The organism is Tenacibaculum sp. M1.3A (assembly GCF_057732375.1).
Map to the genome: position 1 here is coordinate 338,643 of NZ_JBYJEF010000003.1, position 15,371 is coordinate 354,013.

The window sequence follows — 15,371 nt, forward strand, 5'->3', positions numbered from 1 at the left end:
TATTTTTGCGATCCCTAATATACAATAAATGAAGACAGTAAACTTCTCGAGAATAGATAACGCTAAGTTTTTTAGAACTCTAAATAAGCGTGTTAACTCGTATTTTAAAGAAAATAACATTAAGCGTACAGGTAATTGGAAGTTATATTCTAAAGCAATTATCATGTTTGCAACCTTTTTAATCCCTTTTATTTTAATTTTAACTGTAACAATGCCACAATGGGTAATGCTATTACTTATAACAATTACCGGTATTGGTATGGCTGGTGTTGGTATGAATGTAATGCACGATGCTAATCACGAATCATTTTCGAGCAAAAAATGGTTGAATAAATTAATGGGAAGTAGTATTTACATTTTAGCAGGAAATGTGTATAACTGGAAAGTACAACACAATGTATTACACCATACGTTTACCAACGTTAAAGGGCATGATGAAGATATTGATGCAGGAAGAATTATCCGTTTTTCTAAACACTCAAAATGGTTACCAATACATAAGTTTCAAAAATTTTATTCTATATTTTTATATGGATTATTAACTATTAACTGGGCTATAACTACCGATTTTAAACAAATGAGTAGCTATTTAAAACGTAAATTATCGTACGGTAAATTCCCGAACCCTAAAGTAGAATGGACAAAGTTAGTGATCTCTAAAGTAGTGTATTATTCTCTATGGATTGTATTGCCTTTAGTGGTGGTAAATATTGCTTGGTGGAAAGTTTTACTTGGTTTTTTTATTATGCATTATACAGCTGGTATGATTTTAAGTGTTGTTTTTCAATTAGCACACGTTGTACCAAATACAAAAATGCCTTTACCTGATAAAGAAGGAAATTTAGAACATACTTGGGCAGTTCACCAACTATATACAACCTCTAATTTTGCACCTAAAAACTGGTTAGTTAACTTTTATACTGGCGGATTAAATCATCAGGTAGAACATCATATTTTTCCACATATTTCGCATGTTCATTATAACAAATTAGCTAAAATTGTAAAAGAAACAGCGCAAGAGTTTAACTTACCTTACAACGAATATAAAACAATGACAAAAGCGCTTGCCGAGCACTTTAAACAATTAAGTTATTTAGGTAAAGAACCTCAACTAGCATAAACAACACACAACTAACAACACAATGTCAAACGCATTATCAAACAGAATTAACAGCTTACCAATATCACAAACTTTAGCAATGGCTGCTAAAGCAAGAGAATTAAAAGCAGCTGGTAGAGATATTATTAGTTTAAGTTTAGGAGAACCTGATTTTAACACTCCTGATTTTATTAAAGATGCAGCTATTGAAGCTATCAATCAAAATTACAACTCGTATACGCCAGTTGATGGATATGTAGAGCTAAAGGAAGCTATCTGTGTAAAATTTAAGCGAGACAATGATTTAACATATAACCCAAACCAAATTGTAGTATCAACAGGTGCAAAACAATCTATTGCAAATATTGCACAGGTTTTATTAAACCCGGGTGACGAGGTTTTATTACCTGCTCCGTATTGGGTAAGTTATTCAGCAATTGCAACTTTATGTGAAGCTAAATTTGTTGAAATTCCTTCTTCTATCGATAGTGATTTTAAAATTACTCCGGCACAATTAGAAGCAGCGATTACTCCTAAAACAAAAATGATTTTCTTTAACTCACCAAATAATCCAAGTGGAACTATTTATAGTGAGGCAGAATACCGTGCTTTAGCCCTAGTCTTAGAGAAATATCCGCAGATATATATTTTATCTGACGAAATTTACGAACATATTAATTACGGAACAAAACCATTTAGTTTTGCAGCTATCGAAAACATGTTCGATCGTACTATTACCGTGAACGGTTTGGCAAAAGCATTTGCTATGACAGGATGGAGAATTGGTTTTATTGGCGCTCCTGAGTGGATTGCTAAGGCGTGTACTAAAATGCAAGGTCAAATTACATCAGGAACAAACTGTATCGCGCAACGTGCTGCAATTACAGCTGTTTTAGCAGAGCCTGTTAAAGTACAATATATGGTTGATGAATTTAAAACTCGTAGAGATATGATTTTAGGTTTATTAGGAGAAATAGACGGATTTAAACTAAACGTACCTGAAGGTGCTTTTTATGTTTTTCCAGATATTTCTGCTTTCTTCGGAAAAACTATCAAAGAAACCGAAATTAAAAATGCAAACGATTTTTCTATGTTATTATTAGAAGAAGCAAATGTTGCAACCGTTACTGGTGAAGCTTTTGGCGCACCAAACTGTGTTCGTTTATCGTATGCTGCTTCTGAATTACAATTACGCGAAGCTGTAAAGAGAATTAAAGAAGTATTATCGTAACATCATTACGAACAAAGTGACCTAATTTCTTTATAGTATGCTATAAATTTTAAAAATCTCATAACATCACGTTGTGAGATTTTTACTTTTAAAAAACAATTACAACTAAAGCTACTACAAACATAGCAACCTTTAAAATAGTAGCCGTTTCACTATACAAGTTAGTGTTACTAGTTCTTAATTTATTTTTAATTCTAAATAAAGATTCTATCTTCATCGAATTTATATTAGCTCTTATTTCTTGTTTATAAACTGATGTTAAAATTCCTCTTTCTACGACTAAATTACTTGCTATTGATTTCATGGTTGTTGATTTTAATTGACTACACTAATTCGACGGAAGTCAGGATAAAATGTTACAGCTACAGTTTCATCTAACTTATAAAAACAACACTTAAAAAACCACATTTCTGAACAAAAAAATCAATAATGATGGTTTACATAAACCAATAAACGCAATTTAAATATTCAAATTACGTTTTTAAATTTTAACACTTTTTAACTAATTTAATTCTAAAACGGAATCTTAAATAACGCCTCTTCTTTCGATTTCTTTAACTTTTTTAAGTACAATACTTTATCATCATAATCAATAAAGGCTTTTCCACTTTCTAAAATATCTGCACCAATAATTCCGTCTACCTTTTTAGCTTTATGTAATGTTAAGGCTGTGTTTACATGTGTTAAATCAAACAAAACCAAATTACATTGATTCGTTTTCCATTTTCCGATTTTCAACGAGTTATTTTCCGATTTTCTTGTTTCCATATCAGTTGCTCCTGCTCCAGCAGCTTTCACTTCACTATCTTCGGATATTAACTTAAAACGCTCAATTAAATCTAGTCCAACACACGAATTTGATGCGCCAGTATCTAAAATAAACTTCCCCTTAACACCATTTATTTCAGCCTTGAGTTCTAAATGATTGGTGACTATTTTTTTAAGTTTTATTTTAATGTATTTCTTTTTCTTTAATATTTTTTTCAGACTTGCCATTTCTTGTACTTTTGTAACATATATACAAACATACGTCATTACGAACAAAGTGAAGTAATCTCAATATTCAGATTGCTTCGTTTCAATCGCAATAGCAAATAAAAACAAAAATGATTACCGATACTCACACTCATTTATATTCAGAACAGTTCGACGAAGACAGAAACGAAATGATGCAGCGTGCAAAAGAAGCTGGTGTTTCTCGCTTTTTTATTCCTGCCATAGATAGTTCTTATACAGCGCGAATGCTCGATTTAGAAAAAAACTACCCGAAAGAAGTGTTTTTAATGATGGGCCTACATCCTACTTCTGTTAAAGAAAATTATAAAGAGGAACTGGCACATGTAAGAGAATGGATTGATAAACGTAATTTTTATGCCATTGGCGAAATCGGAATCGATTTATTTTGGGATAAAACATTTTTAACCCAACAGCAAGAAGTTTTCAGGACTCAAATTCAATGGGCAAAAGAAAAAAAATCACCTATTGTAATTCATTGCCGTGATGCCTTTGATGAAATTTTTGAAGTGTTAGAAAGTGAAAAAGGTGCTGATTTATTCGGTATTTTTCACTGTTTTACAGGAAATTTAGAGCAAGCTAAAAAAGCCATTTCATACAACATGAAATTAGGAATTGGCGGAGTTGCAACTTTTAAAAACGGAAAAATAGATAAATTTTTAAATGAAATTGACATTAAACATATCGTTTTAGAAACCGACTCACCGTATTTAGCGCCAACTCCCTACCGAGGAAAACGTAACGAAACTTCATACATTACAAATATAGTTGACAAGTTGGTTGATATTTACGGGTTAACTTTCAATGAAATTGCTGAAATTACCACTCAGAATTCAAAAGATATTTTTGGTGTCTGATTTACAAACAACATATTATAAAACACCTATAGGAACCGCAAAAATTGTGGGGAACGAAAACGGAATTCAAAGTATTTCTGTTTTAGATAATGAATTATCGACTCTGCTCGAAATGACAGAAACTAAAAACACTCCAACTTGTTTGCAAAATTGCGTAACACAATTAGAAGAATATTTTGCAGGAACAAGAACTAATTTTAATCTAAAATTGAATCCGCAAGGCACAGAGTTTCAACAAAAGGTTTGGAATGAATTATTAAATATTCCTTTTAATAAAAGCACTACTTATTTAAAGCAAACCAAACAAATTGGTGACCCAAAAGCTATTAGAGCCGTAGCGTCTGCCAACGGCAAAAATCCAATTTGGATTATCATTCCCTGTCACCGAGTTATTGGCTCAGATGGCTCTTTAACAGGATATGCTGGCGGAATATGGCGTAAAAAATGGTTATTAGAACATGAAAGCGGTTGCAAACAACAATCCTTGTTTTAAATTACAATTGTCATTACGAACGTAGTGAAGTTATCTGTTAATTCAAGTTACGCTTTTCAACAAAGAATTTCTTTAACAACAAACTACACTCATCTTCTAGAACACCTGTTACTACTTTCGTTTTCGGATGTAGTTTTGTTTGCAATACACTAAAACCTAATTTTGGCTCACTAGCACCGTATACTATCTTACCTATTTGTGTCCAATAACTTGCGCCTGCGCACATCTGGCAAGGTTCTAACGTAACGTATAGTACACAATCTTTTAAATATTTACCTCCTAAAAAATCCGCAGCTGCAGTAAAAGCTTGCATTTCGGCATGCGCAGTTACATCATTTAACATTTCTGTTAAGTTATGAGCTCTTGCTATTATTTGATCTTTAAAAACCACCACGGCACCTACAGGAACTTCTCCTTTATCAAAAGCAGTTTCAGCTTCTTGCAACGCTTTTTTCATAAAATAAGTATCGTCAAACGGATTTATTTCCATGGTATTACTAGTGTTTTCTACAAAAGTAGCTCAAATTAGTTATTTTTACCAAAAATTACAATTTTGATTTCTATCAACACCACCAAAAATAAAAAAGTTTATTTCGCTTCTGATCAACATTTAGGCGCACCAACTGCCGAAGCTAGTTTTCCTAGAGAGCAAAAATTTGTTCGTTGGTTAAATGAGGTTAAAGAAGATGCTGAAGCTATTTTTTTGTTAGGTGATTTATTTGATTTTTGGTTTGAATATAAAACCGTAGTCCCAAAAGGATTTGTACGTGTTTTAGGGAAGTTAGCAGAAATTAAAGATAGCGGAATTCCGATTTATTTCTTCGTAGGAAATCACGATTTATGGATGGCAGATTATTTTGAAAAGGAATTAAACATCCCTGTATTTCATAGTCCACAAGAGTTTTCTATAAACAAAAAAACACTCTTAATTGGGCATGGCGATGGTTTGGGACCTGAAGACAAGGGCTACAAGCGCATGAAAAAAGTATTTACTTTTAAACCTTTTAAATGGTTATTTCGTTGGTTACATCCAGATTTAGGAGTTCGATTAGGACAATACATGTCGGTTAAAAACAAAATGATTTCTGGCGATGATGATTTTAAGTTTTTAGGAGAAGATAAAGAATGGTTAGTTCAATATTGCAAACGCAAATTAAAAACGAAACATTATGATTATTTTATTTTCGGTCACCGTCATCTTCCTTTAGAAATTAAACTAAAAGAAAACAGTACATACATAAACACTGGTGATTGGGTACAATATTTTACCTATGGTGTTTTTGAAAATAAAAAACTCTCTTTAAAAGAATATAACTCATAAAAAAAGACACCTTTAAAAGGTGTCTTTTTAGTTAAAAAATAATTTTCTTTTAGAATTTAAAAGTTAATCCAGCTTTAAAAATTGTTCCGCTAAATCCAAATTGATTCACTTCCCATGGATATCTAAAACGCCCACCTAAATCAGTAACAACATCTCCTTTGGTATCTATCTCATCTGGATAAACATCAAATAAATTATTTACTTGTGCTGTGAAAGAAATCATATCTGAGAACTCATACCCGAAAGATAAATCAGTTACAATTTTTCCTCCAAATGTTTGATCTTTTCCAGGGTCAACAGCATGTTGCCATGTTACTTCTCCAAAATACGTGTTATTTAAATTCGCAGTAAACTTATTAATTTTATAATCTGCTCCGAATAAAAACTTTGTGCTTGGTCTAGCACTAATAATTCTTGATTGCTCTTTTCTGTTAAAAATAGCATTTTTGTATCCTGATAATTTAGTCGGTGTTTTTACCTCCCCTTCTAATTTTGTACTATTTATGTTTACCGCTAAATTAACTCCCAATTTCCCTGAAGCAAAATCAATATTTTTATAACGCATAGAATAATCAAAACCTTGAGTTTTAGTGTCTGCTGCATTAATAAAAAACTTAATACTTGTTACACTATTGTCATCTAGTATTTGTTGTACTGCTGCATTCGGGTTTCCATTATCATCTGTTCCTCCAATTTCACCAGAAAACACAACTCTATCTTCAACTATAATATTATAATAATCTAACGAAATTGTAAAATCTCTAGATGCTTTTACTGTTAAACCGGCAGAGAAACTTTTAGATGTTTCAGCAAATAATGAAGCAACTCCTAAGTCTTTAATTACTGGACTTACATTGTTAAATGTTCCTTGATTAGAAATTGTACTTCCAGAAACCAATGTTTGCACATTACTTAAATACACTTGATGTAATGAAGGTGCTCTAAACCCTGTACCATATGAAGCACGCAACACACCTGCCTCTCCTAATTTATATCTTGAGCTTACTTTCCAAGAAGTATTGCCCCCAAAGTCAGAATAATTTTCATGACGAGCAGCACCTGCAATTAAGAACTTTTCAGAAATATCCCAATCTAAAGTAGCATATCCTCCAATGTTTGTTCTTGTTTCACTTAAAGCATTACCTGGCTGTAGCCCTGGAAAAGATTGAGCTCCTCCGTTGATATAAGATTCCACTTGTCCAGCAGTTACATCAAATTGTTCTTGACGTCCTTCTAAACCAAAACCTACACTTACCTCTCCAAATGAACGGCTTACATCAAAATTACCTATAATATTGCTAAATGCATATGCTCCTGCATCAAAAGAAGTAGGGCTATTTGCGCCTAAGCTTGGGTTTATTGTATTTCCTATCGTATAACCAACAGAATTTCTACCATAACCAGCACTTAAATCAGCATTAAATCCACCTAACTTAAACTTACTTCCTGCAGTGAATAATACATCTTTAATATCAGTTTCGAAAGTTGGCTGAAAACCGTTATATGTTTCTCCAGGAGGAGTTAATAATCCAAAATCATCCGTAATCCAATATGGTGGTCTATAAAGAGCAAAACTTGTACCTTGCCTGATATTAAACCCTCCAAAAGCATATAACTTTGTATTTTCACTTAAAGGATATTCTGCATTTACGAATAAATCTCCTTTTTTCATTTCTGGTTGTCCTATAGTCATTCCTAAAGCTGGATTATCTCTAGTCCATTGGTTATCTACTCCAAATAAATCATCTTTACCTGGTTCACCTGCTCTGTTTGTTTTTTCTTGATAACTAAAACCAAGTGTTGAGTTTACAAAACCACCATCACCAAATGTAAAAGTATGGTTTACATCAGCTCCTGCATTAAAACCATCTCCTTCTTTTGTTACCCCAGCGCTAATATTTACTTGAGTAAAATCAATATCTTTCTTTAAAATAATATTGATAACACCTGCAATCGCATCAGAACCATATTGTGCAGATGCTCCGTCACGTAAAACCTCAACTCTTTCTATTGCAGCTGTAGGTATACTTTTCATATCCACCCCAACTTCTCCCTTCCCTGGAGTGTCATTTACATATACTAAAGCACTTTGATTTTTACGTTTCCCGTTAACCAAAACTAAGGTTCTACTTGGCCCTAAACCTCTTAAATCTGCTGGGTCAAAATGAGCTGTCCCATCAGAAACTGTCTGACTACTTGCATTATAAGATGGTATTGCATACGTTAACATTTGATCAATACTCGTTTGACCTGTAGCCTGCAACTCTCTAACACTTACATTATCAATAGGTACAGCTGAATCTAAAATAGTTCTAGGTTTTGATCTGTTACCTGTTAATATTATTTCATCTAAAACACTATCCTCTTTTAGAGTTATTGTAAGATATTCTCCTTTGTATACTGTTTTTTCTAATGTAGAAAATCCTACTGAAGAAAACACTAAAGTAACTGGTGTTTTATTTACATTTAACACAAACTCACCTTGTTCATTCGTGCTCATTCCTTTAACAGTATTTTTCTCTAAAACATTTACAAAGGGGAGTGGAGAGCCACTTATATCAATAACTTTACCTTTAACTTGCTGAGCATTTATAGCCATAATTCCTATAAAAAAACTCGCAACAAATAATTTTAATTTTAAATTCATAGTTTAAATTTTATAAGTTAGTTGTAACAATAATACTAATTATTTTCTAAAAACCACAATTACAGCAATTTAAAAACTAAAAACACTTATCAAATAAATTAACATTATTTTAAATAACTTCCCTTTTTGCTTTAACCTAACTTTAACAGCTCTTATTTTCTTATTATTGTAGTTTTGTTTCACAAAATTATAATATACTTTAATTACTATGGATGTAGATGTAAGAGCTATTAATGAAAAGATAGAAAGAGAAAGTGCTTTTGTTGATTTATTAACAAATGAAATGAGTAAAGTTATCGTTGGTCAGAAATACATGATTGAACGATTACTTATAGGACTTCTTGGTAACGGACACATTTTACTAGAAGGTGTACCTGGTTTAGCAAAAACTCTTGCTATTAACACATTATCTAAAGCGGTACAAGCTAGTTTTAGTCGTGTTCAGTTTACGCCAGATTTATTACCTGCAGATATTGTTGGAACCATGATTTACAACATGAAAGAAAACGATTTCATGATTAAAAAAGGTCCAATCTTCGCTAATTTTGTATTAGCCGATGAAATTAACCGTGCGCCTGCTAAAGTTCAATCTGCTTTATTAGAAGCAATGCAAGAACGTCAGATTACTATTGGTGATGAAACTTTTAAGTTACAAGAACCTTTTTTAGTAATGGCAACTCAAAACCCTGTTGAACAAGAAGGAACGTATCCACTTCCTGAGGCTCAGGTTGACCGTTTTATGTTAAAAACAGTGATTGATTATCCGAAGTTAGAAGATGAACAAATGATTATGCGTGCGAATCTAAGCGGAAAATTCGAAAAAGTAAATCCGGTTATTTCTGTAGATCAGATTATAAAAGCTCGTGAAGTTGTTAACGAAGTATATATGGACGAGAAAATAGAAAAATATATTCTAGACATCGTATTTGCTACTCGTTATCCTGAACGTTATAATTTAGAAAAATTAAAACCTTTAATTAGTTTTGGAGCATCTCCTCGTGGGAGTATCAACTTAGCAAAAGCAGCAAAATGTTATGCTTTTATTAAACGTAGAGGTTATGTAATACCAGAAGATGTTCGTGCAATTGTAAACGATGTTTTACGTCACAGAATTGGAATTACTTACGAAGCAGAAGCTGAGAACATTACTTCTTTAGATATTATAAACTCAATAATTAACGAAGTACAAGTACCATAATCAATTATCAAGAAACAACAATCAGCATTAAAAATATTGTTGATTATGAAACCTGTTAACTGACAATTGAAAAGAAATGGATACAAAAGAATTACTAAAAAAAGTTCGTAAAATAGAAATTAAGACACGTCGTTTGTCTAATCATATTTTTGGAGGAGAATACCACTCAACCTTTAAAGGTCGTGGTATGACTTTTTCTGAAGTACGCCAATATCAATACGGAGATGATATTAGAGCGATTGATTGGAATGTAACTGCGCGTTATAACGAACCTTATATAAAAGTTTTTGAAGAAGAACGTGAACTTACCATGATGTTAGTGGTAGATATTTCTGGCTCAGAATCTTTTGGTACTTCTAATCAATTTAAAAAAGATACCGTTACCGAGATTGCTGCAACACTAGCTTTTTCAGCCACACAAAATAATGATAAAGTCGGATTGATCTTGTTTTCTGATCAAGTAGAACTTTATATCCCTCCTAAAAAGGGTAAAAGTCATGTATTGCGTATTATTCGAGAATTAATCGAATTTAAACCTAAAAGCAAGCAAACAGATATTAGTGAGGCTTTAAAATTCTTATCAAATATAATGAAGAAAAAAGCCATTGTTTTTATACTTTCTGATTTTATGGATGATAATTACGAGCGCACACTAAAACTAGTTGGTAACAAACACGATGTTACTGGTATTAGAGTGTATGACAAACATGATGAGGAGATTCCTAATTTAGGAATGGTTCCAATGGTTGATGCTGAAACAGGAAATACCCATCTAGTAAACACAAGTTCGTCATCTGTAAGAAATCAATACAAAGCAAATGCTTTAAGATTGACTGATTATTTCGAAACTACTTTTAAGAAAAGTGGTTCAGGAACTATAAATACGCGCGTAGATGAAAGTTATGTAACAAAATTATTAGGTTATTTTAAACGAAAATAAAAACTACCTATTTTAATCGACAAGATAAAAATGAAGACTAAATTACTCTACATATTCTTACTTATTTATGGCGTTGGATTTTCACAATCTAACAAAATAAAGGTTGAAATTGACACCACCAATATTAGAATTGGAGAGCAATTTCAATACAAAATTTCGGTAGATGAAACTGAAAACGTTATCCTCCCTAAATTAAATAATTTAAAAGGATTAGAGGTAATTGATACTTTAAAAATAGATACTGTTAAAAATAAACTGATTCAAAAATATATTTTAACAGGTTTTGATAGTGGTGCTTTTTACATTCCGCAGCAACAGGTTTTCATTAAAAACCAACCTTATTTAACAGATAGTTTATTAATTAATGTAGCAACGGTAGCTATTGACACCACTAAAATTAAAAAATTTCCTATAAAAGGAATAAAAGGAGAAGCGTATCAATTTGATGATTTTAAAAATTATTTCTGGTGGGCACTTGCTATTCTTATTGTAATAGGGTTACTACTTTATTTCTTTGTTATCAAAAAGAAAAAAGAAGCAGAAGAAGAAATTATTGTTCCGTTATTACCTCCTTATGAAGAGGCGATTGAAAAACTGCAAGAGTTAGATAAAAAACTATTGTGGCAAAACAATAAAATTAAGAAATACTATAGTGAGTTAACCGAAATTGTAAGAGGTTATATAGAAAGGGATATTGAAATTTCAACTCAAGAGATAACAACCAATGAAATTATTGATTTAGTCTATTTACAAAATGATGCTAAAAACTTAAATATCGATAATGAGACCATAATTGGCCTTAATAAATTATTAAAAAATGCAGACTTGGTAAAATTCGCTAAAAATAAACCTTTAGCCAATGACATAGAGTTTGATAGAAAAACTGCCGAACAAATTATTTCTAAAATTCAACCAAAAATAGTTGAATATAGAACTAATTTAATAACCGTAGAAAAAGATCAATCGCCGCAACCAAAGAAAGACAGTTCTAGGAGTAACCTGAACAAAACTAAAAAAAGCTTATCAAAAAAATATGTTTTTATCTCTTCTTTTATCGTTGCTTTTATAATTTTTGGTTATTATGGAATTACAGTTGGGAGAAAAACTTTTAATTCTGTTTCAAAAATTTTAGACACTTCAACCACAAAAATGCTTTACAACAAAGATTGGAAAACATATTCGGTTGGTAGTAATTCTATTTTTTCTATTCAAACTCCGGTTGAGTTAACAAAAGAAAAAACGCCAGAATTACCAGAAGAAGTTGAAAAATATGTAAATTCTATAGAAATATTAGGCTATACAAGTATTGTAAACAGCTTACAAATTATTGTAATGTCTACCGAATACATACCAGAAATTAAAGCAGATTTAAATGGAGCAATAAATAGTGCAATAGCTCAAATGCAACAGCAGCCAAACATTTCAAATGTTTTATATGATGTACAATCTTACGACTATGAAAGTATACATGGCTCTAAAATTACGGGAACTTTCACTGAAAACTCTATTAACAAAATATATGAAGCTTTTACTTTTGTTAACAATAACAATATGTACCTGTTAATTATTGCTCACAAAGAAGGAGATTCTTATGGTGATAAAATTTCAAATAGAGTTTCTAAATCAATTAAAATAAGTGAAAAAAATGTGGAATAATTTTGAATTTCATAATCCCGAATTTTTATGGTTGCTGATATTAATTCCGCTATTAGCTTTCTGGAATTACTATTCTAGAAAAAAAGATAGTGCACAATTAACAATATCTAGCGTTAAAGGTTTTAAAGTACAAGGCTCTATTTTATCTAAATTAAAGCCTTTATTGTACCTATTACGATTAGCTGCTTTAACATGTTTGATTATTGCTTTAGCAAGGCCAAGAAACGTAGCGGTAAGTAAAAAAACAAAAACAAATAAAGGTATTGATATTGTTATGGCAATTGATGTATCGGCAAGTATGCTAGCTAAAGATTTAAAGCCAAATCGACTAGAAGCACTTAAAAAAGTGGCAGTTGATTTTGTAAATCGCAGACCAAATGACCGAATCGGTATTGTAGTTTATGCTGGTGAGAGTTTTACTCAAACACCAATTACAAGCGACAAATCTATCATTAAAAGAACCATTTCTGAAATTAAATGGGGGCAATTAGAAGGCGGAACTGCTATTGGTATGGGATTAGGATCTGCAGTAAATAGATTAAAGAAAAGCAAAGCGAAAAGTAAAGTTATTATTCTTTTAACAGATGGTGTAAACAATACAGGTTTTGTAGATCCAAAAACAGCAACCGAACTAGCAAAAGGAAACGATATTAAGGTATATACTATCGGTATTGGTACTAATGGAATGGCGGATTTTCCTTGGGCGAAAGATCCTAGAACAGGTAAAATTTCTTTTAGAAAACAACAAGTTGAAATAGATGAAGATTTATTAAAACATATAGCTAAAGAAACGGACGGTAAATATTTTAGAGCTACAGACAACACTAAACTAAAAGCTATTTATGATGAAATTGACAAGCTTGAAAAAACAAAAATAGAAGAATTTAAATACTATAATTATACTGAAAAATACAGATTACTAGTATTTTTAGCTGGTATCTTTTTATTACTAGAATTCACATTAAAAAACACTTTATTTAAAAGCTTTATATAAACAATGTATCGTATAGAAGAACCAATATATTTTTATCTGTTTGCAATTATTCCAGTAATAATTGTTATTTTCTTGTTGGTTTTATGGTGGAAAAAACGCACTCAGAAAAAATTTGCAAGCGCAAAGTTATTAGCAAAAATTGCTCCGAATTCATCTACATTTAAATCGGTTGTAAAGTTGATTTTCTTATTAATCGGACTCTCATTTTTAATTATTTCATTGGTAAACCCTAAAATGGGAACCAAGTTAAAAACAGTAAAAAGAGAAGGTGTTGATGTTGTTTTTGCATTAGATGTTTCTAAAAGTATGTTGGCTGAAGATATTGCGCCAAATAGATTAGAGAAATCAAAACAAATTATTTCTAAAATTATTGATAAATTAGGAAGCGACAGAGTCGGAATTATAATTTATGCAGGTAATGCGTATCCGTTATTACCAATTACAACCGATCATGCTGCGGCTAAAATGTTTTTGCAAAATGCGAATCCAGATATGGTTTCGAGCCAAGGAACAGCCATAAACGAAGCTTTAAACTTAGCTAAAACCTATTATAATAATGACGAGCAAACCAATCGTTTTTTAATTATCATTTCTGATGGTGAAGATCATCAAGAGGAAACAAAGCAAGTTGCTCAAAATATTTCTAACGAAGGCGTAAAAGTATACACCATTGGTGTTGGTACCGAAAAAGGAGGCCCTATACCTATAAAATTAAATGGCGCACTTATTGGTTATAAAAAAGATAGAAAAGGAGAAACCGTAATTACCAAAAGAACAACAACTGTTTTACAAGATATCGCGGAAGCATCCGAAGGAAAATATATTGACGGTAATAGAACAGATAACCCTGTTGATATTATTGAAAACATTATTGCAAACGCTCAGAAAAGTGAGTTTGAAACAAAACAATTTTCTGATTACAAAGATCAATTTCAGTGGTTTTTAGCAATCGGATTGCTATTTTTAATTATTGATTTGTTCTTTTTCGAGAAGAAAACTAAATGGGTTAAAGAAGCAGATTTATTTAACGAAGAAGGTTCATAGAACTTATTTTATAAGAAATGAAACAACTACAAAACATACTATTATTATTTTTAATGTTGATTACTATAAATGTATCAGCACAGCTAGACACCTTAAAACTGCAGCGTGAAGCCAGAAGTTTATTGCGTGAAGGTAATAAGTTATATAACAAACAAAAATTTAGTGATGCCGCAATTTCATATCGAAAAGCTCTAGGAAAAAACAGCACCTATGATAAGGCGAGCTACAATTTCGGAAATACGTTGTATCAAGAAAAAAAATATAAAGAAGCAGTTGCGCAATTTGAAGTAACAGCAAAAACATCGAAAGATAAGTTTGATAAAGCAGAAGCATATCATAATATTGGAAATGCACAAATGGAGCAAAAACAATATCAGCAAGCTGTAGATGCTTATAAAAATGCCTTAAGAAGAAATCCGAATGACGATGAAACTCGTTATAACTTGGCCGTTGCTCAAAAAGATTTAAAAAAGCAACAGGAACAAGACAAAAAAGATAAGGACAAGGATAAAAAAGACGACAAAGACAAGAAGGATCAGAATAAAGATAAAAAAGGCGACGACAAAGACAAGAAGGATCAGAATAAAGATAAAAAAGGCGACGATAAGGATAAGAAGGACGATAAAAAAGATCAGGAGAATAAAGACAAACAAGATCAAAAAAAGCTTGAAAAGAAAGATCAAAAACCGCAGCCTAAACAAGCACAAATGTCTCCTGAGCAAATGAAGCAATTGTTAGAAAGTTTGAATAACGAGGAGAAGAAGACGCAAAAGAAAATGAATGTTAAAAAATCGAAAGGAAAAAAGGTAAAGCAAGAAAAAGATTGGTAATCTTATCTTTTTTGCACTTAACTCTTTTTAATGTTTTTTTAAAATGA

General features: G+C 31.5%; 15 protein-coding genes. 11 read left to right on the forward strand and 4 right to left on the reverse strand.

All coding sequences use genetic code 11. The annotated features are described in order from the left end of the window. The first annotated feature begins 28 nt into the window (after positions 1 to 28). A complete protein-coding gene (locus tag AC28QF_RS06950; protein ID WP_488201005.1) occupies positions 29 to 1,120 on the forward strand; it encodes a fatty acid desaturase family protein in 1,092 nt (363 codons plus the stop codon). Positions 1,121 to 1,142: 22 nt separating this feature from the next. Next, positions 1,143 to 2,330, forward strand: a complete 1,188-nt coding sequence (locus tag AC28QF_RS06955; RefSeq protein WP_488201004.1) for a pyridoxal phosphate-dependent aminotransferase — start codon at positions 1,143 to 1,145, stop codon at positions 2,328 to 2,330. An 88-nt stretch (positions 2,331 to 2,418) separates the two neighbouring features. Here the strand turns inward: AC28QF_RS06955 and AC28QF_RS06960 are convergent, their stop codons facing one another. Both AC28QF_RS06960 and AC28QF_RS06965 read right to left on the reverse strand, forming a co-directional pair. Beyond that, positions 2,419 to 2,634, reverse strand: coding sequence for a hypothetical protein (locus AC28QF_RS06960; RefSeq protein WP_488201003.1), 216 nt, complete (start codon positions 2,632 to 2,634; stop codon positions 2,419 to 2,421). Between the two features lie 209 nt (positions 2,635 to 2,843). Then, a complete protein-coding gene (locus AC28QF_RS06965) occupies positions 2,844 to 3,326 on the reverse strand; it encodes a retropepsin-like aspartic protease (protein ID WP_488201002.1) in 483 nt (160 codons plus the stop codon). Positions 3,327 to 3,436: 110 nt separating this feature from the next. Between AC28QF_RS06965 and AC28QF_RS06970 the strand changes: the two genes are divergently transcribed. After that, positions 3,437 to 4,201 (forward strand): TatD family hydrolase, encoded by a 765-nt coding sequence (locus tag AC28QF_RS06970; RefSeq protein WP_488201001.1) that lies wholly within the window; start codon positions 3,437 to 3,439, stop codon positions 4,199 to 4,201. Beyond that, positions 4,194 to 4,694: a methylated-DNA--[protein]-cysteine S-methyltransferase gene (locus AC28QF_RS06975; protein ID WP_488201000.1), complete on the forward strand. Its 501-nt coding sequence runs from the start codon at positions 4,194 to 4,196 to the stop codon at positions 4,692 to 4,694. Before AC28QF_RS06970 ends, AC28QF_RS06975 begins: the two co-directional genes overlap by 8 nt. A gap of 37 nt (positions 4,695 to 4,731) precedes the next feature. Here the strand turns inward: AC28QF_RS06975 and AC28QF_RS06980 are convergent, their stop codons facing one another. Further along, positions 4,732 to 5,184, reverse strand: coding sequence for a nucleoside deaminase (locus AC28QF_RS06980; RefSeq protein WP_488200999.1), 453 nt, complete (start codon positions 5,182 to 5,184; stop codon positions 4,732 to 4,734). A 63-nt stretch (positions 5,185 to 5,247) separates the two neighbouring features. Here AC28QF_RS06980 and AC28QF_RS06985 point away from each other — a divergent pair, with 63 nt between their 5' ends. Beyond that, on the forward strand, positions 5,248 to 6,015 hold the full coding sequence (locus tag AC28QF_RS06985; RefSeq protein WP_488200998.1) for a UDP-2,3-diacylglucosamine diphosphatase: 768 nt from the start codon (positions 5,248 to 5,250) through the stop codon (positions 6,013 to 6,015). A 49-nt stretch (positions 6,016 to 6,064) separates the two neighbouring features. On the opposite strand, the gene AC28QF_RS06990 is transcribed toward AC28QF_RS06985, so the two are convergent. Continuing rightward, positions 6,065 to 8,662 (reverse strand): TonB-dependent receptor, encoded by a 2,598-nt coding sequence (locus AC28QF_RS06990; protein ID WP_488200997.1) that lies wholly within the window; start codon positions 8,660 to 8,662, stop codon positions 6,065 to 6,067. Between the two features lie 208 nt (positions 8,663 to 8,870). Between AC28QF_RS06990 and AC28QF_RS06995 the strand changes: the two genes are divergently transcribed. The 6 genes from AC28QF_RS06995 to AC28QF_RS07020 all read left to right on the forward strand — a co-directional run bounded on the left by AC28QF_RS06995 (position 8,871) and on the right by AC28QF_RS07020 (position 15,324). Beyond that, on the forward strand, positions 8,871 to 9,860 hold the full coding sequence (locus tag AC28QF_RS06995) for an AAA family ATPase (protein WP_483704436.1): 990 nt from the start codon (positions 8,871 to 8,873) through the stop codon (positions 9,858 to 9,860). A 76-nt stretch (positions 9,861 to 9,936) separates the two neighbouring features. After that, positions 9,937 to 10,800, forward strand: coding sequence for a DUF58 domain-containing protein (locus tag AC28QF_RS07000; protein WP_488200996.1), 864 nt, complete (start codon positions 9,937 to 9,939; stop codon positions 10,798 to 10,800). A gap of 30 nt (positions 10,801 to 10,830) precedes the next feature. After that, positions 10,831 to 12,456, forward strand: a complete 1,626-nt coding sequence (locus tag AC28QF_RS07005; protein WP_488200995.1) for a hypothetical protein — start codon at positions 10,831 to 10,833, stop codon at positions 12,454 to 12,456. Next, positions 12,446 to 13,450: a vWA domain-containing protein gene (locus AC28QF_RS07010; RefSeq protein WP_488200994.1), complete on the forward strand. Its 1,005-nt coding sequence runs from the start codon at positions 12,446 to 12,448 to the stop codon at positions 13,448 to 13,450. Before AC28QF_RS07005 ends, AC28QF_RS07010 begins: the two co-directional genes overlap by 11 nt. Before the next feature lie 3 nt (positions 13,451 to 13,453). Next, positions 13,454 to 14,494 (forward strand): vWA domain-containing protein, encoded by a 1,041-nt coding sequence (locus tag AC28QF_RS07015; protein WP_488200993.1) that lies wholly within the window; start codon positions 13,454 to 13,456, stop codon positions 14,492 to 14,494. Between the two features lie 17 nt (positions 14,495 to 14,511). Further along, positions 14,512 to 15,324, forward strand: a complete 813-nt coding sequence (locus AC28QF_RS07020) for a tetratricopeptide repeat protein (RefSeq protein ID WP_488200992.1) — start codon at positions 14,512 to 14,514, stop codon at positions 15,322 to 15,324. Positions 15,325 to 15,371 lie beyond the last annotated feature (47 nt).